This window comes from Candidatus Binatia bacterium (assembly GCA_026415395.1).
Classification (GTDB): Bacteria; Desulfobacterota; Binatia; order HRBIN30; family HRBIN30; genus HRBIN30.
Genome location: JAOAHD010000003.1, coordinates 149,166 through 169,626 on the forward strand (window position 1 = coordinate 149,166; position 20,461 = coordinate 169,626).

At 57.9% G+C, this 20,461-nt stretch carries 18 protein-coding genes; 9 read left to right on the forward strand and 9 right to left on the reverse strand.

Annotation, left to right across the window (positions count from 1 at the left end):
* Positions 1 to 12 precede the first annotated feature (12 nt).
* The 9 genes from N3C12_03550 to N3C12_03590 all read right to left on the reverse strand — a co-directional run bounded on the left by N3C12_03550 (position 13) and on the right by N3C12_03590 (position 10,725).
* The gene (locus tag N3C12_03550; protein ID MCX8071515.1) at positions 13 to 1,197 is read right to left on the reverse strand and encodes a type II secretion system protein GspK; all 1,185 of its coding nucleotides are present in this window, start codon (positions 1,195 to 1,197) and stop codon (positions 13 to 15) included.
* The gene (locus tag N3C12_03555) at positions 1,190 to 1,942 is read right to left on the reverse strand and encodes a prepilin-type N-terminal cleavage/methylation domain-containing protein (GenBank protein MCX8071516.1); all 753 of its coding nucleotides are present in this window, start codon (positions 1,940 to 1,942) and stop codon (positions 1,190 to 1,192) included. The genes N3C12_03550 and N3C12_03555 overlap by 8 nt, the downstream gene beginning before the upstream one ends.
* Positions 1,926 to 2,324, reverse strand: coding sequence for a prepilin-type N-terminal cleavage/methylation domain-containing protein (locus tag N3C12_03560; protein ID MCX8071517.1), 399 nt, complete (start codon positions 2,322 to 2,324; stop codon positions 1,926 to 1,928). The genes N3C12_03555 and N3C12_03560 overlap by 17 nt, the downstream gene beginning before the upstream one ends.
* Positions 2,314 to 2,910, reverse strand: a complete 597-nt coding sequence (locus tag N3C12_03565; protein MCX8071518.1) for a GspH/FimT family pseudopilin — start codon at positions 2,908 to 2,910, stop codon at positions 2,314 to 2,316. Before N3C12_03565 ends, N3C12_03560 begins: the two co-directional genes overlap by 11 nt.
* Positions 2,911 to 3,323: 413 nt before the next feature.
* The gene (gspG, locus tag N3C12_03570) at positions 3,324 to 3,737 is read right to left on the reverse strand and encodes a type II secretion system major pseudopilin GspG (GenBank protein ID MCX8071519.1); all 414 of its coding nucleotides are present in this window, start codon (positions 3,735 to 3,737) and stop codon (positions 3,324 to 3,326) included.
* 88 nt (positions 3,738 to 3,825) lie between these two features.
* Entirely contained in the window at positions 3,826 to 5,058 is a 1,233-nt protein-coding gene (gene gspF / locus N3C12_03575) for a type II secretion system inner membrane protein GspF (GenBank protein MCX8071520.1), read from the reverse strand.
* Between the two features lie 55 nt (positions 5,059 to 5,113).
* Positions 5,114 to 6,823, reverse strand: a complete 1,710-nt coding sequence (gspE, locus tag N3C12_03580) for a type II secretion system ATPase GspE (GenBank protein ID MCX8071521.1) — start codon at positions 6,821 to 6,823, stop codon at positions 5,114 to 5,116.
* Positions 6,824 to 6,827: 4 nt separating this feature from the next.
* The gene (gspD, locus tag N3C12_03585) at positions 6,828 to 9,695 is read right to left on the reverse strand and encodes a type II secretion system secretin GspD (GenBank protein MCX8071522.1); all 2,868 of its coding nucleotides are present in this window, start codon (positions 9,693 to 9,695) and stop codon (positions 6,828 to 6,830) included.
* A gap of 22 nt (positions 9,696 to 9,717) precedes the next feature.
* Positions 9,718 to 10,725 carry a PDZ domain-containing protein gene (locus N3C12_03590; protein ID MCX8071523.1) on the reverse strand — a complete coding sequence of 336 codons (1,008 nt, stop codon included), beginning with the start codon at positions 10,723 to 10,725 and terminating at the stop codon, positions 9,718 to 9,720.
* 130 nt (positions 10,726 to 10,855) lie between these two features.
* On the opposite strand from N3C12_03590, the gene N3C12_03595 reads away from it, so the two are divergent.
* The 9 genes from N3C12_03595 to N3C12_03635 all read left to right on the forward strand — a co-directional run bounded on the left by N3C12_03595 (position 10,856) and on the right by N3C12_03635 (position 20,214).
* On the forward strand, positions 10,856 to 11,233 hold the full coding sequence (locus N3C12_03595; GenBank protein MCX8071524.1) for an iron-sulfur cluster assembly accessory protein: 378 nt from the start codon (positions 10,856 to 10,858) through the stop codon (positions 11,231 to 11,233).
* Between the two features lie 38 nt (positions 11,234 to 11,271).
* Positions 11,272 to 11,937 carry a bifunctional precorrin-2 dehydrogenase/sirohydrochlorin ferrochelatase gene (locus tag N3C12_03600; protein ID MCX8071525.1) on the forward strand — a complete coding sequence of 222 codons (666 nt, stop codon included), beginning with the start codon at positions 11,272 to 11,274 and terminating at the stop codon, positions 11,935 to 11,937.
* A complete protein-coding gene (locus N3C12_03605; protein MCX8071526.1) occupies positions 11,934 to 12,767 on the forward strand; it encodes a cytochrome c biogenesis protein in 834 nt (277 codons plus the stop codon). Before N3C12_03600 ends, N3C12_03605 begins: the two co-directional genes overlap by 4 nt.
* A complete protein-coding gene (hemA, locus tag N3C12_03610; protein MCX8071527.1) occupies positions 12,749 to 14,032 on the forward strand; it encodes a glutamyl-tRNA reductase in 1,284 nt (427 codons plus the stop codon). Before N3C12_03605 ends, hemA begins: the two co-directional genes overlap by 19 nt.
* Positions 14,029 to 14,955: a hydroxymethylbilane synthase gene (gene hemC / locus N3C12_03615; GenBank protein MCX8071528.1), complete on the forward strand. Its 927-nt coding sequence runs from the start codon at positions 14,029 to 14,031 to the stop codon at positions 14,953 to 14,955. The genes hemA and hemC overlap by 4 nt, the downstream gene beginning before the upstream one ends.
* Positions 14,956 to 14,965: 10 nt before the next feature.
* Positions 14,966 to 16,501 carry a uroporphyrinogen-III C-methyltransferase gene (gene cobA / locus N3C12_03620; protein MCX8071529.1) on the forward strand — a complete coding sequence of 512 codons (1,536 nt, stop codon included), beginning with the start codon at positions 14,966 to 14,968 and terminating at the stop codon, positions 16,499 to 16,501.
* The gene (gene hemB / locus N3C12_03625; GenBank protein ID MCX8071530.1) at positions 16,501 to 17,478 is read left to right on the forward strand and encodes a porphobilinogen synthase; all 978 of its coding nucleotides are present in this window, start codon (positions 16,501 to 16,503) and stop codon (positions 17,476 to 17,478) included. Before cobA ends, hemB begins: the two co-directional genes overlap by 1 nt.
* Positions 17,479 to 17,606: 128 nt before the next feature.
* Complete coding sequence (gene infA, locus N3C12_03630) at positions 17,607 to 17,825, forward strand: translation initiation factor IF-1 (protein ID MCX8071531.1); 219 nt, start codon at positions 17,607 to 17,609, stop codon at positions 17,823 to 17,825.
* A gap of 553 nt (positions 17,826 to 18,378) precedes the next feature.
* Entirely contained in the window at positions 18,379 to 20,214 is a 1,836-nt protein-coding gene (locus N3C12_03635) for a GAF domain-containing sensor histidine kinase (GenBank protein MCX8071532.1), read from the forward strand.
* The last annotated feature ends 247 nt before the right edge of the window (positions 20,215 to 20,461 follow it).

Genomic DNA, 20,461 nt, shown 5'->3' on the forward strand with positions numbered 1-20,461 from the left:
GCGTGTGCTCGGCTAAAATTCAACGAAGTCCGCGTTTTCTGCTTCGGGACGAAAAAGAACGGCGCCACCCTCCTTTTGCCAATATAGTCGTGTGAGCTTCCAACGCGTCACTGTACCACCGGTTGCGCCCGGCTGCACCTGTTTGGGATCCCGTCGAACGAGCATTACAGCGGACCGACTGATTCCTCCCATGCCAGTCATCGGATTCAAATTAACGATGGCTGTAGCTCGGATAGAGTAGACATTGCTTCGCGCGCCCAACATTGTACGAGCATTTCGGTATATGGGGTCCTGATTCGTTGAGGCCGAATTCACCAACGTAAGGACACTGCTTGCTTGTAATACTTGGCTTTGCCGCTGCTGGATGATTTCGTCCACAACCTGCGCGTCCCCAATAATCGCATTGAGGACCTCGCGCGGGGCGGTATTCGCGTTTACCTGGCTCGGAAACGGCCACCCGTACGCTGTGACGTATGGCCGGAGGCGGCGCAATTCTTCTTGTGTGACGAATCCGGGAACGGCGGTAACCTCGTCTAGCGAGCCGAAGTACAATGTCGTTAATGGCGGAGGAGTGGCTGCCGCACCGGGGGTAAGTCCAGCGGGCGCGCCAGGAGTGGGTGTCGTGCCGGGCATGTTCGGACTTCCAATTGGTCCGAAGTACAGCTCGAACAGTTGGTTCCAATAATCGTCGAGAGCGGTGATTGCTTCCGGCCGGGAGTTCATCAAACGCCCGAGAGTAAATAGCCACGCCTGATACCTTTGGGGGGCCTGCTCTGGGTTGGGATTCAGGCGTCCCGCCCGCCACTCGGCTTGGGTCTGAGGTCTCGTCAAGTTGATGTTGACCTTTCCACTCTCATCCCAGATTTCTACGCGCAGGCGTGAGTTGGGTGGGAGAGCGATCAAACCTCCGCCGTCGTCAATCTGGCAAGCTTTGCCCTCCCGCGCCTGCAGTGGGCACCATTCTTCGAGGAACGAATCGGTGAGTGGGTCCTGATCTTGAACGAGCAAGGCTTCGCCCAACGTGATACCTGAACGCGCCAGCAGTGCCGCTTGCAGGCTGTGGACGGAGTTTCGAGCCATCCGCGCGTCGATTTCTGCCGAAAAGAAGAACTCGGTTACGGTGATCGTCAGGAGAGCGACCACCGCGAGCGCCATAACCAGCGCCACGCCGCGTTCCCGCTTTCTGAAATTAGCCAAGTACAGCACCTCCTGGGCCCGGAGTTGGTGGGGGAACGTATAGAAGCAGGTCGACGCGGGTGCTGAACTCGACGTAGCCGCCACTGTTGTCGAACAGAAAGAGCTGGATTTCCACCACTGGTGGAAGGCCAACGGGTGTTTGGCCCGGTTGCACGGGAACGGTTGTATCCCATGAATTCAGCCAAGAACCGGTGGCGGGATCCAGATACCGGAGGCGGAGCCCGGCAACGCGGTCCACTAAGTAGACGTCGCTGGTCAAAGCACTCGTGGCACTTTCGTTGACAGCGGAACTTTCGGACGTGGCTTGTGCGAGTGGGTCGAGCAGGATCTCCTCGTGACGTAGCAACGCAAAGGCCCGCGGGACGTCCGGCATCGGTTCGAGCAAGTAAGATACGAAGGTTCTCCCCCCACGCCGCCCACCGACACTGCGATCGCGTTTGGTATCGATCACGAAACCAACCTGATCGGTGGGTACTGCGTCGTTTCCCGGTACTCCGATAAACCAGACGGCTCCCCGACTGGCGACGCCGGGAGCCAAGGCACGCTCGAGGTCGTCTGCCATCCGCATGACCGCATCTCTCCCCGCGGCGAAAAGTTCCGCACGTTCCTCCGCGCGCGCCTTGCCATCCAGTGTCCGCCACAGGACGCCGTAAACGGTGGTCGCCATGACCGCGAAAATGGTGATCGCGAGTAGCAATTCGAGCAGGGTGAAGCCTGCGGATGGCTTCTTATTGTGCGGCATCATGAACGAAGAATGTGACCTCGCAGGCATTAGGATTTCGAGGATCCCAGAATACCCGCAAAACGACTTGTCGCATGCCATCGAGCCCAGTTGGAAAGACCTCTTGATCGTAGAAGAAGCCGGGGTATCCATCGATCGGGCCGGCTTCGTTGCGGACGCTATCCAGCCCTTGCTGAAGCGCTTGGTAGTGCACTAGGCTGGCTCGCTCACGGGCGAGCAGAACGGCGCGGGCCAGATTTTGATCGTAAATAATCGTTGCAATGTTCCTTGCGTGCCAACCCAACAAAGTCACGAAGGCAATGGCGATCACCGCCAACGCGATGAGCACCTCGAGCAGTGTGAACCCACAGGTGGCCTTCCTTTCGGGCTGGAGTTTATCTGGCATAGCTGGGTTCCCAATAACCCAACTGGCCTCGTAACCTCTGAGCACGGGGATCGAACCACAACGTGTAAGCCTCGTGCGAGGTCGCAAGGTGAATCACCGTGGGCTCAGTGGTCCCGTCCGGATAAAAAAGGGTGAAGATGCTCCCTTGGGCAACTTTCACTCCTTCTAAGGGCAAGGCGACGTCGGAAATGAACACGTTGTCTCCCAGAGATACGCCCCGGGCGAGAGAGCCGACCTCAGAGACGAACTGAGCTAAATCCATACTTCCACTTTCATCCAGCGCGGCCCAGTACCGTTGCTGGTCGAGGTCGAAGTGCAGCCGGTAGGTCACACCGCTGAGCACGGCTTGGTTGCGCAAAAACCGGAACGTGAGCTGCAGCCGCTGTGCATGCGCAAGTAATTCGGCGCGCTCCCGGTTGCGAAAACGCGGAACGACCGCCACGAGCACCACGGATAGCAAAAGCAGGACGAGCGATAGCTCGATCAAGGTGAATCCGTGGTTGCCACCGAACCATCCCCGCCTCGCTCGAGCGAGAGAGGGCCGAGCCGTCCCTATTTCCTGAGTGTGCGCGTCCAACCAGAGCATGGTTAAGCCCTCGCCTCGTGGGAGGCGATGGCGGACATCGCTGCGCCAGCTGGGGAATCATCCCTGCTTCCAAAGACTGCAATCACCGCAGAGGAAAAAAGTGACCAACGGAGCGCATCGGTAATCCAGGTGCTTTTCCAAGACGCGGTCAGGTCGCTTGTGGAGCCCCGTCGGCGTTCCCGACCGTGCCACAGAGAATCATGCAGATCAGCGCAAGGACGAATGTTGAAGTAGACGCTTACTGGGGCCAGGGAGTGCTGCTCCGCACTGCACTCCAACAGACCGGATGAGCCATGCTTCGAGCCCAGCTTACTTTCTTGTGTGCTCGTGTTTGAGTCCCTGTCTTCCGACCAGTGAGGCGGACTGTCGTACAACAGCGGATCACCTCCCTGACCCAGCTGGTCGATCCGAGGTCAGCCGCGGTTGTCGATATCAGCGTTTTTCCCCTCCCCTCCTTCTTGTCCGTCTGCCCCGTACGACTTGATCACAACTGTGTTGCCATCCGAGAAGTACACGTAGGGGTTGCCCCATGGGTCAACCGGAATCTGCGCCAGATACCCGTCAGGATTCCAATTCCGTGCATTGGCAGGCCGCTGGACAAGTGCTTGAAGGCCATCCTGGGTGCTTGGGTAAAAACCGTTGTCTAGCTTGAACAGATTCAACGCTTGCTCAATCGCCTTGATATCGGCAGCTGCTTTGGTGCGTCGGGCCTCGTCGGTCCGACCGATAATTTTCGGCGCGACCAACGTAACGAGCAAACCGAGGATGAACACGACGACCATGATTTCGATCAGCGTGAATCCTGCGGCGTTTCTCAACGAGCGCATCGTAAAACCTCCTTCGCGATGGACTCCATGCTTGTTCGCGTTCCAGTTTAGCGAGGGTAACACCAGAAAGTGCGTGCTCAAAGGACGCTTAGCGGACAAGCTGATTCATCTCGAAGATGGGCAGTAAAATGGCGAGCACGATGAAGAGGACCACCGCCCCGCCAAATAGGATCATCAAAGGCTCTAAGATGCTCGTGATTGCGGCGACGGCCGTGGACACTTCGCTGTCGTAGGCGTCGGCCGCTTTGGTAAGCATGGTTTCGAGCTGCCCGCTTTTCTCGCCCACGGCGATCATGTGGACAAGCATCGGAGGGAACAATCCGCTCTTTTTGAGCGGCGGCGCAATGCTTTGGCCTTCGCGGATGCTGTTTCGTGCCTCTTCGATGGCCTGCGACAGCACGGCGTTACTAACAACGTGTTTCACAATTTCTAGCGCCACCAGCAGGTTGATGCCGCTGTTGAGCAATGTTGCCAAGGTGCGGGCGAAGCGTGCTAACGCAACCTTACGGATTAGGTTGCCGAAGTATGGGATCTTTAAAACGGTGCGGTCGAACCGCAGCCTGCCGGTCGGAGTACGTCGGCTCATTTGAATGGCAATCACTGATGCACCGAGAGCTGTGACAAAGAGCCACCAATAATCTTGAGCTAGCCCGCTCACCGTCAGCAAAATTCTAGTCATGAGTGGGAGCGTGGCTTGGTTTTCCGCGAAGATCTTCGTGATTTTCGGGACCACGTAAGAAAGCAAGAAGAGGAGGATTGCTGTGCCTGTCAGCGCCATGAGCGTAGGATAGGTCAGCGCCGAGCGGACTTTATTCCGCAGCTGCGCATAGTTCTCCGTGTAGTCCGCTAACCGGAGGAGTACGACATCGAGCGCACCGCTCGCTTCCCCCGCCCGTACCATATTGACATAAAGGTCGTTGAACACACGCGGGTGGGCTTTCATTGCGTCAGCCAGAGCTCCACCTTCGGTGACCAGCTCCCGCACCTGGGAGAGAACGCGCTTCGTGCGCGCACTTTCCGTTTGTTCGATGAGAGCTGAAAGGGCTTCGACCAACGGGATCTTGGCCCCGACAAGGGTGGCGAGTTGGCGCGTCAACAGGGCGAGCTCTTCAGGGGTGATCCGCTCGAAGTATCGTCCGATTTGCCATCCCCCTAGGGATTGTTCCGCCTTGCTTGTTCGTCGTTCCTGCTCGACGAGCTCGGTGGGGAAAACGCCTTCGCGCCGAAGTTTTTGCCGAGCTCCCTTGGGATTTTCAGCGTCAATGATGCCGCTGATTGCTCTCCCAGCAGCGTTAAATCCTCTATAGGCGTATACCGGCATAACCGTTACGATTAGTTCGTCCCCAGGTAGCCGAAGCTGCGGATGCCGATCTGCCTCACACGATATCGTCCTGTGTGACGCGTAAGACTTCCTCTATCGTGGTGATCCCAGCAAGCACTTTCTCGGCCCCGTCCTCTCGCAGCGTGTTCATACCGTGGGCTGTGGCTGTGCGGCGGATTGAAGCTGCGTCTGCATTTTTCATCACGAGGGAACGAATCTCGTCATCGACAACCAAAAGTTCATGGATCCCTGTCCTGCCGCGGTACCCTTTGCCCTTGCATTGGGCACAGCCTGGCCCCTGCTTGTAGATTTCCCGCCCGCCGAGCTGTTGGGGAGTGATGCCGACCTCCTCAATTTCCTCTCTTGTGGGACGGTAAGCAACTCGACACTCCGTGCAAACCCTCCGGACCAGGCGTTGCGCCATCACGGCGATCACTGAACTAGAGACCAAGAAGGGTTCGATACCCATGTCGAGCAAGCGGGTCATGGCACCGAACGAGTCGTTGGTGTGTAAAGTGGAAAACACGAGGTGGCCGGTAAGCGCCGCCTGAATTGCAATCTCAGCCGTCTCCGTGTCGCGAATCTCGCCGACCATGATCACGTCGGGATCCTGACGCAGGATTGAGCGAAGCCCGTTCGCGAAGGTCAAATCGATCTTCGGGTTCACCTGGATTTGCCCGATGCCGTGCAACTGGTACTCAATCGGATCTTCAATCGTGATGATGTTTTTATCGGTTGTGTTGATCTTAGCGAGGCAGGCGTACAACGTGGTTGTTTTACCGCTACCGGTGGGGCCCGTAACCAGGATGATCCCGTGGCTCTGGCGAATCAATCGGTTGACCGTTTCGAGCTTGTTTCCGGTCAGCCCGAGCTCCTCTAACTGGAGCAAGGTGCTGGCCCGATCGAGTAAACGCATGACGACACGCTCCCCGTGGGCGGTCGGCACGATGGAGACGCGGATGTCGATATCCTTTCCTGCCAGCCGAATGCGAATTCTCCCGTCCTGCGGGAGCCGTTTTTCCGCAATGTTCAGCCCGGCCATCACCTTGATTCGGGAAATAATAATCGGCTGGAAACGTTTTGGCGGCGAAAGGATGTCGTACAGTACGCCGTCGATCCGGAATCTGACCAAAAGGTCGCGCTCATACGGCTCAATATGGATATCGCTCGCTCGATCCTTCGAGGCTTGAAAAATTAATTGGTTCACCAGGCGGATGATCGGCGCTTCCTCGTCCGCGTCCAATAGATCCCTTGGTTCCTCAAGGTCAGCGAGTTCAAGGTCGAGCCGCTCTGTGTCCAGATCGTCCATGAGTTCGGAGGCCGACCCGGCAGTGATTTGGTCGTAGGCGCGGTTAATCGCGTCTAACACAAGTGGGGCGGGAGCGACAAACACCTTGATCGGGTGGCGTAGAAGCACGCGGAGGTCATCCAGTGCGCCAATCTGGCTTGGATCCGCAGAGGCGACCACCACCGCGTTGCCTTCTCTGGCAACGGGTAGCAGGAGGTAGCGCTTGGCGAAGTTGATGGGCACTTGTTGCACAAGATCGAGCACGTCCTCTTCCGGCAGACGATCGCGAAACGGCAGGCCGTAGTGGTGGGCCACAGCACGAGCCCAGGTTGCACTGTCAATTGCCCCCATCTCCTGGAGAACGTCGCCCAGACCTTTGCCCTCCCGCTGGCGTTCGCGTGCCTTCTCTAAAACCTCCTCGCTGAGGTTACCGTACTGCACGAGCAATGCTTCGAGGGAACGAGCCGCGACCGCCATGGAACTAGCTGAGTTTCCAGTTTGCTTCGTTCACCACGGGGATTTCAACCGCCTCCCTCCAGTGGAGGAAGGTGGGAGGATTCGTGCTGACCCGCATGCCCTCCGGATAGGAGGCAAATGCTTCGGCTGGACTGTCGAACACCTCCAGGCAGAGATACCGAGCACGGTAACCACCCGACTCGAACCGGTAAATCGCCCCCTTTTGAAACATGAGTGCAAGTGGCGCATCGCTCGGAACAGCCAGCGCTAAGAGCCCGTTGCTAGTTTCGAGACTCGGGAGTGGGCGACCCGAATCTTCCAACAACGCTAGCAAGATGTAGCGATTTGTGGAGCTTTTGGGCCGGCTTCCCACGTCCGCACCCTGCGCATCCTGCTCATGATTTCTGGACTCGACATCTGGGTCGGACTGCCGCCTCTGCTCTGGGTTGCCATTGTGATTGGCTCCGGGTTTGTAGACCTCGATGCGAGAGCGGGTTCCGCGCTCCGACGGCTCGCGGTCTTCCGGGGCGGGTTCGATGGACGGCCTCACCTCCCATGATGGCGCATATAGCTGCTCCCACCGCGGCGGACGCTGGCCCATTTCCTCGTAAGGTTTGCGAAGGACACGATCGCGTTCGGATACAGCAACGTTCCGCTGGTCTCGTTCGTTGCGAATGATGTGGGGCGTCAAGAAAATCAGCAAATTCGTCTTCCGGTTGCGGGTCGAGTCGAATCGAAAGGCATTTCCAATGACCGGAATGTCCCCCAAGAAAGGCACCTTGCTCACATTCTTCCCACGAGCTTCGAACATGATACCGCCAATGACAACGGTTTGCCCGTCACGAGTAACGACACTTGTCGTAGCCGACCGGATTGTGGTTGTCGGACCAAGCTGAGGATCGTTGGAGATCACATCGGAGACCTCTTGGAAAATATCCAACCGAACTTGCCCACCTTCGGAGATTTGCGGGGTCAATCGCAGGGTGATTCCGACATCTCGCCGCTCGATTGTCGCAAAGGTGTTACTCAAGTTCACGTCGCTCGTTGCTCGGCTGGCAATGAACGGAACGTTCTGACCAGAAACGATCTCAGCAGGTTGATTGTCGGTCGTCAGAACCGTGGGGGCTGACAAGATGTTGGCATCGGAGCGGCTCTCAAGCGCGCGCAAGAGAGCTTGTTGCGCCGGAATCGTAACACCGTTGACCGTGACCGTTTGCGAGCTCGCGGCGGCAAGCACGAGGCCCGATAAGTTGGTCGGATTGAGTAGCTGGTTGATGTTCCCGCTGAGGTTTGTGCGGCCAAAACCCACTCCATTGGGAATCTCGGTGGCTCCTTGGAGTTCGATCCCGAGTTCCCGACTCAAGTCCAAAGAGACCTCGGCAATGATTGCCTCTACGTAGACCTGTCGCCGGCGGACGTCCAATTTCTCGATCACCTCACGGAGTGTTTCAAAATCCTGCGGCGAGGCGTTGATGATGAGTGCATTCGTTGCGGGGTCAGCACTAATGCGCACCTGCCCTTCGAATTCGCTTTGCTGGCCAGGTTGTCCGCCGGCAACGCCCGGCGTGGTGCCGGCTAAGCCCGGGCGCCGTCCGGCCAAAGAGCCGGCCGCACCAAAACCTGTTTGCCCAAGGCCCAAGCCAATCCCCGGAGCGAGTCCCCCGAAGCCAAAGCCTCCGAAGCCAGGGGTGAATCCGCCGAAACCGGGGGTCCCAAACCCGCCTAGACCAAACCCCCCGCCGAAACGCCCGATGCCGCTAGTGAGGCCGCCCCGCACACCCCCGAATCCAAAGCCGCCTCGCAAGCCTCCGATGCCCCCGAATCCGAACGGGCTAAAACCACCAAAGCCGGCGCCAGCGCCGACGAGCGAAGAAAGTACTGGAATGAGTTCAAAAGCGTTTGCGTATTTGAGGTAGTAAACGTGAATCCTGCCTGTCCCCAGAGGAAGAGGCACATCCAGTCGCGCGATCAGATCTTTGATCCGCCGGGCCTCGGCTGGGCCAGCAACCAGAATCAACGAGTTAGTTCGCTCGTCCGGAATAATTTTGAAGGCACGCTCGGGGGTGACGCCACCACTAATGGCTTGACCGCCAGCTGCCGGCGTACCCGGGCGCGGTGCGGTTCCCCGACGTACTCGCGCGTCGGGTGCCGCCCCTGGTTGCGTTGCAGGAGCTCCCGTGGTTTGCGCTGAGGGTTCTTCCAAAAGCTGTTGCAGCAAAGCGGCAATGTCACCGGCGAACGCGTAATTCAGCCGCACAACTTCAATCTCTTGCTGCTGCCCCTCCACGTCTAATTGAGAGAGAATCTTCGCTAACCGATCCGTTTGTGCCGCTGTGTCAATGATGATTAGGGTGTTGGTTGGGGTGTAGGCGGTTAGCAATCCGTCGGGTGAGGCTAATGGCTGCAGGATTGCAACCATGTTATTTGCGTCCACATACTTGAGCCGAATCAGTCGCGTGATGTATTCGTCGCGCGGTTGCGGCCGCGTTTCGGGCAATACGGTATCGATGGTTGAAGTCTTCGCGTCCTTCGTCGGAAGAATTTTGATGATCGAACCAGCGGGTACCGTGGTGAAGCCTTTGACTTGAAGGACCGACTGGAAGACTAAGTATGCCTCGTCGACCGAAATTTTCCCGGGCGAAATGATGGTCACCTTGCCGCGCACCTTCTCGTCGACAATAAAGTTTTTGCCAGTGATGTCACTGATGAACTTCACTAAGACGGCAATATCAACGTCTTGGAAGTTCATCGTGATTTTGGCTGGTTCACCATCCTCCACTTGCTCTTGCACAGCGCTGGATTCTTCCTGCTGAGCGGAGGCCATCCCGATCGGGAGCGGCCATGCCCCGGTGACGGCACCAAAGACTGCAAACATAAAACCCCAACGCCGCATACCACCCCTCATGTTCCCTCGCCTAGCGGATTTTGTAGATGGTCTCGAACGGTTGCTTATTTCGGATCCCCGCCACCTTGATTTCGCTTGTGTTCCGCAATTCCTGAAACAGGGCCAAGGCTCTCGCTGGGTCACTCAAGTCTTGCCCATTAATGCTTTGGATAACATCTCCGTTGCGTAGCCCCAACTGCTCGAAAATACTCCCCTGGCGAATGGCGAACAACCGAAATCCGGTCGACTTGCCGTTTTCGAAATGCGGCACCGCCCGCATCTGGGTGAGTAGCTGATTCATATTATCGAGTTGACGATCAACTTCTGCGCGGTCGATATGGTACTCGTTCTCTGCGACTTGCTGGACATGAGGGTTCGGCGCGACGGCTGACGCGCTCGGATCGGGGACTGTGGACGGAAACGACGCATTCACAATCACCCGCTGTCCACCCGCTGTTGGCGCTCCAATCGGAAGGCCGCCAGCCCCGGGTTGAGCAAGCTCGAGGATTTCTTCAAATCCACCACGATCGAGAACGACATGGTCCCAGCGGATCTCCTTCACTGTGGCAGCGCCTGGAACTTGGTCCCCGACGCGATACACTTCTTGTTTCCGACTGGCCAGGTCCTCAATGACGCAGTAGGATGGTCCCTTCGTGTGCAGGGAGACGCCCCAAAGTTTCAAATTCAGCTTCGTTGGGGGCGGCGGCGCTTCGACCTTGACCTCTTCAACCGGCTTCGCCGGGTTGAAAATGTCTCTCGCGCTAATCGCACTGTAGGCCGCTAGCGGCCGCTTTGCAGGTTTTTGGATCGGCGGAGGCGGCGGCTTCAGCCGAACCTCAGGCGGAACCGCCAGGTGGGCCGCAATTGCCCAGCTCACCGCCGAGGCCGCGAGGTAAGCGACAAGCGTAAGCAGCGCAAAGTTGACCCATATGAGGTGGCGCGGAGAGAACTTCATCACGGCAACTGCGGTCCACGGGGTGTATAGACGAACGGGCTTTGGCGATTCAAGCAAACGACCTGCCGAGTCGATTGACTGCATGAGGTTGCACCGATACGTTTGCTTGCGACGACCCACCAACGCGAAACTTCACTCGTGTGAGACTGTTGGTTACCTGGTACAAGTATCGATGATCCTATTTTGAAGGCTGTCAACGGAGGTGTGCAGCAAGATGACCATACCCGATCGAAAGGAGTGTGATTCCGGTCACTTCGAAGTGGTCCGCCTCACGGCTGTTGCAGCAGAACAAGCCAGGCAAGCTCTGGCTCGGCGGGGGCTCGAGGATGGTGTGTTGCGGGTTGCCGTTTCGGGAGGCGGATGCTCTGGAATGCAATATTCGTTGACGGTCGAGGCTGCCCCGAAACCGGGAGACTACCTTCTCGATGACCAAGGTATCCGTGTCGCAGTGGATGAACAGGCTCTTCCGTACATCCGGGGTACGGTGATCGATTATGTCTCCGGCCTCCATAGTGCGGGGTTCAAATTTTTGAATCCGAATGCAACCCGGACCTGCGGCTGTGGGTCGTCTTTCTCAGTGGGCGATTCGTAGGGGTAAGATCGGAGCGTGTACACTCCGGAAAGGGGCAGATGAGGTATTTACCGATCTTCCTCGATTTACGTGGCGCGAGTGGGGTTGTGGTGGGAGGCGGTGAGGCCGCTTTTCACAAATGCAAAGTGCTTCTAGAAGCTGGCGCTCGGGTGACTGTGGTGAGTCCTACCCTCGTGCCCGAGTTCGCTCCGTTGCTGGCTCATGAGTCCTGCAGGCACGTTTCGAGGAATTACCAGAGGGGGGATCTGCACGGGTGTCGCATAGCGGTGGTGGCAACGGACGACCCTACAGTGCAGGAAGCCGTTGTAACCGAAGCGAACGAGCGTGGGGTCTTGGTGAATGCCGTCGATCGCCCTGACCTCTGCGCATTTGTGATGCCTGCGATTCTGTCGCGCGGCGACATCGTGATTGCCGTGGGGACGTCGGCAACCTCCCCAGGATTCGCCGCCGCTTTACGGGACCGCATTGGACGCTGGTTAGGGCCCGAGTATGTTGCCGCTTTGGGTATAGCGCGGGTTTTGCGCGAGCGGTGGCAGTCCGGGAAGATCCCGATGGAAGAGCGACGACGGAGAAGTAGATTGTTGTTGGAAGAGGATTTTTTGGCCGCTCTTCGGCGTGGAGATGTAGCTGCCGTACAGAAGAGCATCTCCTCAATTGAGGGAGAAGAGGTCGAGCTTCCTTCGCTGCAAGGGCTGAGCTCATGAATGAGCTGCCTTTAGGCCTGGCGGTTTGCGGCTATCTGCTGGCTACAGCGGCGTTTCTTTTTCATGTGGTGTCGGGATCGCGGCAAGCGAGAAAACTAGGGCACGGGGTGCTTATTGTGGCCGTCTGCGGGCATTTCCTTGCCCTAGCGATGCGGGTCTTCACCGCCGGTTATCAAGCGCTCGCGCCACTGCCAGAGCAGCTTTCGCTGATGAGCTTTTTCGCTGTTTGTGTGTACCTCCTGGTCTCCCTGCAGGTTTCCCTCGCAGCGGTGGCCGCAATTGTTGCCCCTTTGGCTGCGATCGGAACGATTGCTGCCTATTTTTTCGAGGTGGGCCACCAGGCTGTGAAGGCACCCAGCGCGGGGATTTTGTTGCCCATACACATCGGACCGACACTTCTCGGCTACGGCGTCTTTGCCCTGTCCTTTTGCCTAAGCGTGGCTTACCTGGCTCAAGAGCGACAACTGAAATCAAAGGCCCGTAGCGGCGTGTTCCGGCGCTTACCGTCGCTCGAAACGCTCGACCAGTGGAATCATCGGTTCGTCGCTTGGGGCTTTGTGTTCTTCACGATCGGTATTCTCAGTGGAGTTTGGTTGGCGAGACAAACGTGGGGAGAGCTGTGGTCCTGGGAGCCGCTTCAAACGTGGTCTGGAATCGCGTGGGTTTTCTACGCGGCTTTGTTGCACTTACGCAGCATTGGCTGGCGGGGCAGACGCGCCGCGCGGCTTGTGGTTTACTCTTTTCTCCTCCTTTTGGCTTCATTCATCGGGGTCAGCATGTTCTTCCCAGGCCGCCACGGGGTCCAAACATCATGGAGCCTCAACTCCTGATTGTAGGAGTCAACCACCACTGGGCTCCTGTTGAGGTGCGGGAACGCTTGGCGATCCAAGCAGAGGACGTTGCCGAGTTTTTAGGCTCGCTGGTGCAGTCGCCTGCAGTGGAGGAAGCGGCGCTACTTTCAACCTGTAACCGCGTGGAGGTCCTTGTGGTCACTAGGGATGGGGAGGAGGCGGTCGCAGCCGTCACTGAGCGGCTGGCCTCCGTAGGGCAGTGCCCACGGGAGGAACTCAACGACAAATTGTTTCAGTATCGAGGCAGGGAAGCGGTTCGTCACCTGTTCCGCGTGGCGGCGAGTTTGGACTCTCTGGTCGTCGGAGAACCGCAGATTTTGGGTCAGGTGAAGGAATCGTACCGCAGCGCGTCTGCGGCTGGGACGATCGGCGTTATATTACATCGCTGTTTCCACAAAGCGTTTGCGGTTGCCAAACGCGTTCGTACCCGCACCGGGATTGCCAGTCGGGCAGTGTCTGTGAGCTCGGCGGCGGTTGAGCTTGCTTCGAAGGTGTTCGATCGCCTTGATGACAAGACAGGCCTGCTGATCGGTGCCGGCACGATTGGAGAATTAGCGGCACGGCACCTTTTGTCGCACGGCTTGCGGAGCTTGTTGGTCGTCAATCGCAGCTTTGAGCGCGCCGTGGCCGTGGCGAAGCAGTTTGGGGCCACTCCCGTGCCTTTCGAGGAATTGACGCAGGCTCTGGTGTGGTCGGACCTCGTGATCGGCGCAACCGCTGCCCAGGATTTTATCTTAACCGCGGATGCCATCCGTCAGATCTTACGGCAGCGAAAATTCCGCCCCCTTTTTTTGATCGATTTGAGCGTGCCCCGGAACTTCGAGCCGAAGATTAACCAGATTGACCAAGTGTACCTGTTCGACATCGATGATTTAGCCCTCGTCGCCGAACAAAACCGCGAGCAGCGCGCTGAGGAAGCTGAGCGCGCCCAGTGGATTGTTGATGCGGAAGTGGATGCTTTTATGCGGTGGCTCCAATCGTTGCAGGTTGTGCCCACCATTGTCGCTTTGCGACATAGGTTCGAAGCCCTCCGTCAACAAGAGTTAGAACGTTTCTTGGTGAGCCACCCCGGGCTTGATCCGCGGTTGCGTCAGGAAATGATTGTATTTTCTCAATCGTTAGTCGCCAAACTCTTGCATGCTCCTCTCACTCAGCTCAAGCGTGCCGCTAGTAAAGAGGAGAGACTCTACTTGGCTGCCGCGCGAAAATTATTCCAACTGGATGAAGGCGAGGGCGATCAGTGAGCGTTCGCGTGCGCATCGCGACTCGTGGCAGCAGGCTGGCGCTGACACAAAGCGAATCCGTTGCACAGCTCATCCGCCAGGCCAGGCCGGAATGGACGGTTGAGTTGGTTTCCGTGCGAACTGCGGGGGACCGTTTTGTGAACCGACCGCTCAGCGAAATTGGCGGCAAAGGCTTGTTTGTGAAAGAAATCGAAGAGGTGTTGCTTCGCGGCGAGGCCGAGTGCGCTGTGCATTCCGCGAAAGATCTGCCGGCGCGTCTGACAGAGCGGCTGGTGATTGCAGCCGTCCCTCCTCGTGCAGACGTGGAAGATGTACTCGTAACCCCTCAGGGACACGCTCTCCATGAACTTCCTCCGGGTTGTACCCTTGGTACCAGTAGCCCACGGCGGGCCGCATTACTTCGTTGGTTACGCCCCGACGTACAGGTTGTTCCTCTGCGTGGCAACGTGGAAACGAGATTGGAGAAGATGACGCGAGGCGAAGTGGACGGAGTTCTTTTAGCCTTGGCAGGGTTACGCCGTTTGGGAATCTCGAATTTGGGAATGGTACGATTAAATCCAGCGTTCTTTCTTCCAGCAGTCGGCCAAGGCGCTTTGGTGGTCGAGACAAGGGCCGACGTTTGGGCAGAGCAATTGCGTTTTCTCCACGACGCTGTTGCCGGCTTTGCGTTGGCGGCGGAGAGGGCTTTCCTCAGCACTATCGGAGGAACTTGCCATACGTCTGTCGGGACGTACAGCATTGTCGAGGACGGAAACATCACGCTGCACGGTGTGGTGGCCGACCCGAACGGACACCAAATTGTGCGTGGCGTTTGTAAGGGAACCCTAAAGGAAGCGACAAGCGTGGGCATGGCGCTAGGCCACCAGCTCCTTGCCTGCGGGGCGTCTCAGATCCTTGCGGGGGATCGGCCGAGCTCAAAGTGAGGGGGAAGCCATGCGCGGCAAAATTGCCCTCGTAGGAGCTGGCCCGGGCGATGTCGGACTGATTACGTTGCGAGGACTAGAATGGATTCGCCGTGCCGACGTGATTGTGTACGATTACCTGGTTAATCCGAGTTTGCTCGACTGGGTAAAACCCGGCGCCGAATTGATCCTCGCGGGAAAGCACGGCGGAGGCTCGCGGGTCGAACAAGGTGAGATCACGAAAATCCTCGTAACGCAGGCGAAGGCTGGCAAAACGGTAGTGCGCCTCAAAGGAGGCGATCCTTTCGTGTTTGGCCGCGGAGGTGAAGAGGCGGAAGCAGCAAGAGATGCAGGTGTAGAATTCGAAGTTGTTCCCGGTGTGACGTCCGCCTTAGCCGTCCCGGCCTATGCGGGGATTCCCGTGACGCATCGCGAGCTCTCTTCTTCGATCGTGATTGCCACCGGTTATGAATACCCTAATAAGCCTCAGCTCGCTGTACCCTGGCAGCATCTCGGACATCGCAGCCAAACCCTGGTCTTGCTGATGACCCAGCGGCAACTCCGCAAAAATATTGAGCGGCTATTGGCGATAGGTCGTGAGCCGGACACTCCGGTCGCAGTGATCCAGTGGGGGACACGCGCGCGCCAGCGGACGGTCGTTGGCGTTCTGGGTGATATTGCGGATCAGGTAGAGGCAGCAGGACTTCGGCCCCCGGTTGTAGCCGTGATTGGCGATGTCGTGCAGCTGCGTCATCGGCTAAGCTGGTTTGAAAAGAAACCCTTGTTTGGCAAAACGGTCCTGATTACGCGGCCGAGGTTGGAGGCCAAAGAGCTTGCCGATCAGTTTCGTGACTTGGGTGCCGAGGCGATCGTGTTTCCAACCATTGAAATCGTTCCTCCTGAATCCTTCGATGCGCTCGACGGCGCATTGGCAACCCCCGGCCGGTTCAACTGGGTCGTCTTTACGAGCGCGAATGGCGTCCGGGCCTTTGTTGATCGGCTGCGCGCTTTGCGCCGAGACATCCGCGAGTGGCACCACGCTCGAATCGCGGCGATCGGACCGCAGACAGCGAAGACGGTGGAACGTTTCGCACTGCGGGTGGATGTCGTAGCGTCTGACTACCGAGCGGAGGGGCTGGTGCAGGTGTTCGCTAGTTTAGGTGTGCGGGGGCAGTCTTTTCTGCTTCCGCGCGCGGCGGGTGCGCGCGCGGTGTTGCCGGAAAGTTTAGTTGCCTTGGGGGCCGAGGTCGTGGAGGTCGAAGCCTACCGCAGTGTAGTTCCCTGCGCCGTGAATGCTCCACTCGTAGCCGACGCGGTTCGCTACAAAGCAGTTGATCTCGTGATTTTTACAAGCTCGAGCACCGTGCGTCACTTTGTGCAGCTGGTCTTTGAACAACAAGGTGTCCCCGTGCAGGGACTGCCGGTAGCGTGTATCGGGCCGGTGACGAGCGAGACGGCACGCAATTACGGGATGGATGTTCGAGTCGAACCCGAGAAATTCACCGTGCCGGCACTTGTGGATGCCGTAGTGCGCTACTTTGGCAGTAGTTCGAAAGGAGAGTGCTGATGCCTTTTCCAGAGGTTCGAATGCGTCGACTGCGGCGCGCAGAGGGGCTCCGTCGACTCGTCAGAGAGGCGACGGTGGCTGTTGATGATTTGGTTCAGCCTCTTTTTGTTGCCCCTGGCCGTGGCGTGACCCAGCCGGTACAGAGCATGTCTGGTGTGGCGCGGTTGTCTGTTGACCGTGCCGTTGAAGAGTGCCGCCGAATCGTGGACCTGGGAATTCCAGCGGTCATTTTATTTGGAATCCCAGAATTTAAGGATGCAACCGGGTCTAGCGCGTGGCGTGAAGACGGTGTCGTCCAGCAAGCCGTGAGGGCGATTAAACGTGACGTCCCGGATCTGGTCGTGATCACGGATGTTTGCCTGTGCGAGTACACGGACCACGGCCATTGCGGCGTGGTCGCGGGGACAGATGTGGATAACGACGCTACCCTTGACCTGCTGGCAAAAACGGCGGTTTCTCATGCGCAGGCCGGTGCAGACATGGTTGCTCCTTCCGACATGATGGATGGACGAATTGCCGCCATCCGAGAAGCATTGGACTCCGAGGGTTTTGAACACATTCCGATTCTTTCTTACGCCGCCAAGTTTGCCTCGGCGTTCTATGGCCCGTTTCGGGAGGCCGCAGGCTCGGCGCCTGCCTTTGGTGATCGCCGAACTTATCAAATGGACCCGGCAAACGGGAACGAGGCGCTGCGCGAAGTTGAGCTCGACTTAGACGAGGGCGCCGACGTCGTAATGGTCAAACCGGCTATGCCCTACTTGGATGTCGTATGGAGGGTCAAAGAGGCCTTTGGCTGTCCGGTGGCCGCCTACCAGGTGAGCGGCGAGTACGCGATGATCCAGGCACTCGTGCAATCGGGTTTGGTCGATGAGAAGCGGGCAATTTTAGAGAGCCTCATCGCAATTCGGCGTGCAGGGGCGGATTTCATCCTCACGTACTTCGCTGCGAAGGTAGCTGCGTGGCTGCGGTCCTCTTAGGAATAGCGAAAATCGAGAAGTAGATTTCCGCGCGCGGAAACCAGCTTGCCGCTTCTTGGCAGGTGCGACTAAGCTTTGCTAGCTTTTGTAACTAGCTTACTTGATTAATAAGGAGGAGGTTCTACTGAGTGAGTCGTGAGGATCTAATTCAGATTGAAGGCACCGTGAAGGAAGTTCTCGCAGGCGGTCAATTCTTAGTGGAATCCGACAAAGGGCAAAAGTTCATAGCGAAGATTGGTGGGCGCATGCGTCGTTATCACATCCGCGTCATCCCCGGGGACCGCGTGACTGTGGCTGTTTCCCCTTATGACCCTTCGCATGGCCTGATTATGTACCGGAGCAGCTAGAATCCATCGGGGTTGCTATTCGCACTGCGCGGCGCGTTAGCTGGCCATCCAAAGCCGGGCGATGTGGCGCGGTTTGCCAAACCGTGTCGCCGGGAATTAGGTTGGCTGCCCTCTTTTACCGAGGGCCCGTTTACTCAGGACTCCCTCAAAAGGTACAGTTCTGCAGATAAGCTGTAGGCTTGGAGGCCAACTGCTTGGCATTTCGAGCCTCCGAATCTTTCCGCGCAACATCCATTGGTAGGTGGCTGAGCACCATCGGGAGGCTCCCCGATGCCCGACCGCCTTTCATGCAAGATGCCCTGCTGGCAGAGCTAGTTTGCGGGCTCTGTTCCTGTCTTCCTGGTGGTGGTTCGCAGGTCAGTGCGGAGTTGTCGCTTGACGGGTGGCGCGCTGGTCATCTGTTCGGCTCCTCCGTGCGCTTGCCCGTCTGAAGTGGGTTCCGCGTGTGCGCGGTATGTCCTTCGAGCGATCGTGATTTGGCGACGGGTATGCCCTTGGAGTCGAAACAGTTTTCTCGTGCTTGTGTCAAATCTTAGCTGTTACAATGCCGGTGATGAGATCTGCGACCCGGGCGGCCCGAGCGTACCGTCGAGAACTGGAAATCTTGATGATCCGGCGTCAATTCGCGGGATTTTGGGTGGGGTGCGGCTTCGTTGGGCTGTTTGCGATTTTGGAGTCGCGCTTTTTTCCGGAGCGGATCCCTTACCTAGCTGCATGGCTGCTTGGCGCTGCTTCGCCGATGCTGTTGGTTTTGTGGCTGCGCCGAGTTTTACTGCGACGGTTCATGGTATCCTGGGCAACGGCAGTTGCCCTCGGGGTTACGCTGCTCACTTTGGTCGGCTACGCGGCAACCGTGGGGGCTGACTCTGCCGTTACTGGGGCGCAAGTGATGGTCGGGTTGCTCGTCGCTGCCGTGGTTTTCCCATGGCCGGCAGCGTGTCAGCTTGCGGCAGGGCTTCCGCCCTTGGTGGCCTATGGTTGGCTGGCTTGGATCCAACCTTCTGTCGCACCTGCTCCTTACATCCTTGCTGTTGTAGGCACGGCGGTTGCCGCATCTGTTTTAGTGGCGCGCCACCTTGACCTACAGCGTTGGGCGATTTTTCGCGAGTCACGGGCGCGGGACGAAGCGATGGTCGTTACCCGCTCTCTGCTGAAGATGGCCCGTGAGCTGGGCTCGGCGGTGGACCCGCGAGTGGTTCTCGACCGTATCGTTCACCGCGCGAGGGCACTGTTGCATGCCGACTGGTGTGTAATTCTACTCCGTGCACCGGACACGACGACGTTTCGCATCGCGGCGGGCTCTGCTCTACGGTTGGATCTCTTGGAGGAGGCAACAGGCCTCGAGTTTAGGATCGAGGACTACCCTACCCTGCACGGGCTTTCGGATCCCGCCACGCTTGTGGAAGTCTCTAGGCGAAATCCACCGGATGCTCGGTGGAGGGCGTTGATGCGATACTTCCGAACACGCGCCATGGTGGTTGCACCAATGGACCTGAGTGACCGTGTCATTGGTCTGCTGGCCGTTGGTCGCGGTGCGACCGATGAAGGCTTTCCTCCGCGTGACCACCGCATCTTACAAGGCATCGCCCGACAAGCGGCTATTGCATTGGAAAACGCCCGTTTGTTTTCCGATCTCGAGAAGGCCAATCGCTTAAAGTCAGAATTTGTCGCGACCATGTCTCATGAGTTGCGCACGCCTCTAAACATTGTCATCGGTTACGCCGACCTCCTTGCGGAACATGCGTTTGGCCCAGTCCCCGAGGCAGCGGCGGAGCCCCTCGAACGCATCCGTGAGCAAGGTCGCGAACTGTTGCAGTTGATCGACGCGACCTTGGACGTCAACCGGCTCGAATCAGGAAACGTCGCTCTTGACATCACTGAGGAGCGATTGAGCAAGTTCATGGCTGGACTCACGGAGCAGCTCCTGCGTTTACCTCGGGCAGCGGCCGTCGAATTTAAAGCCATGGTCCTCGCCGACGGTTGGGTGCGCACGGACGTTAATAAGGTGGCCATTATTCTGAAAAACCTAGTGGGGAATGCACTGAAATTCACTAGCGAGGGAGAGGTTCGCCTAGAAGCGGCGGTGCTCAATAGTGGCACCGTCCGATTTGTCGTGGAGGACACCGGTCCAGGGATTCCGGAAGCGGAACAGGAGAGGGTCTTTGATATGTTTTACCAAGTCCAACGCCCGGGGGAGCTTCCGCGAGGCGTGGGGCTTGGCTTGTACATCGTTCGCCAGTTTGTTTCGCTCGTGGGCGGGACGGTTGCATTGCGAAGCGAAGAGCGGAAGGGCACGACATTTGTTGTTGAAATCCCAGCGGCACGCCGCGTCACTGAGGCCTCCACGCATCCCGAATCGACGCGTCCCGAGCTGGTGCGGCACGATTAAGGTGCGAGGTTAGGCTTTGTGCGTGCGAGCACCGCCTTCTCTGACAAGCAGAGGGACGGTTTGGACTGCCCCAGGCGAGAGCGTTTTGCAGCGTTCAGGCTCGATTTACGGAGAGGTCCGACAAACGTGTCAGCGTTGGCGAGGAGACGCGGAGCTTCCACGAAATTGCTGGCGTTTCCCGCTTTGTTGCGACGACAGCCCCCGAGGGTAACGGTGCTCTGTGTTGTAGCTACTTTTTTCGACGGGC

Excerpts from the sequence above, each read along its gene's own strand:
- N3C12_03565 (MCX8071518.1), bottom strand. The coding sequence starts at position 2,910 with ATGCTCTGGTTGGACGCGCACACTCAGGAAATAGGGACGGCTCGGCCC.
- gspG (MCX8071519.1), bottom strand. The coding sequence starts at position 3,737 with ATGCGCTCGTTGAGAAACGCCGCAGGATTCACGCTGATCGAAATCATG.
- N3C12_03605 (MCX8071526.1), top strand. The coding sequence starts at position 11,934 with ATGAATGAGCTGCCTTTAGGCCTGGCGGTTTGCGGCTATCTGCTGGCT.
- N3C12_03590 (MCX8071523.1), bottom strand. The coding sequence starts at position 10,725 with ATGCAGTCAATCGACTCGGCAGGTCGTTTGCTTGAATCGCCAAAGCCC.
- gspD (MCX8071522.1), bottom strand. The coding sequence starts at position 9,695 with ATGCGGCGTTGGGGTTTTATGTTTGCAGTCTTTGGTGCCGTCACCGGG.
- N3C12_03595 (MCX8071524.1), top strand. The coding sequence starts at position 10,856 with ATGACCATACCCGATCGAAAGGAGTGTGATTCCGGTCACTTCGAAGTG.
- N3C12_03560 (MCX8071517.1), bottom strand. The coding sequence starts at position 2,324 with ATGCCAGATAAACTCCAGCCCGAAAGGAAGGCCACCTGTGGGTTCACA.
- hemA (MCX8071527.1), top strand. The coding sequence starts at position 12,749 with ATGGAGCCTCAACTCCTGATTGTAGGAGTCAACCACCACTGGGCTCCT.
- N3C12_03635 (MCX8071532.1), top strand. The coding sequence starts at position 18,379 with ATGAGATCTGCGACCCGGGCGGCCCGAGCGTACCGTCGAGAACTGGAA.
- hemB (MCX8071530.1), top strand. The coding sequence starts at position 16,501 with ATGCCTTTTCCAGAGGTTCGAATGCGTCGACTGCGGCGCGCAGAGGGG.
- gspF (MCX8071520.1), bottom strand. The coding sequence starts at position 5,058 with ATGCCGGTATACGCCTATAGAGGATTTAACGCTGCTGGGAGAGCAATC.
- N3C12_03555 (MCX8071516.1), bottom strand. The coding sequence starts at position 1,942 with ATGATGCCGCACAATAAGAAGCCATCCGCAGGCTTCACCCTGCTCGAA.
- cobA (MCX8071529.1), top strand. The coding sequence starts at position 14,966 with ATGCGCGGCAAAATTGCCCTCGTAGGAGCTGGCCCGGGCGATGTCGGA.
- N3C12_03600 (MCX8071525.1), top strand. The coding sequence starts at position 11,272 with ATGAGGTATTTACCGATCTTCCTCGATTTACGTGGCGCGAGTGGGGTT.
- gspE (MCX8071521.1), bottom strand. The coding sequence starts at position 6,823 with ATGGCGGTCGCGGCTCGTTCCCTCGAAGCATTGCTCGTGCAGTACGGT.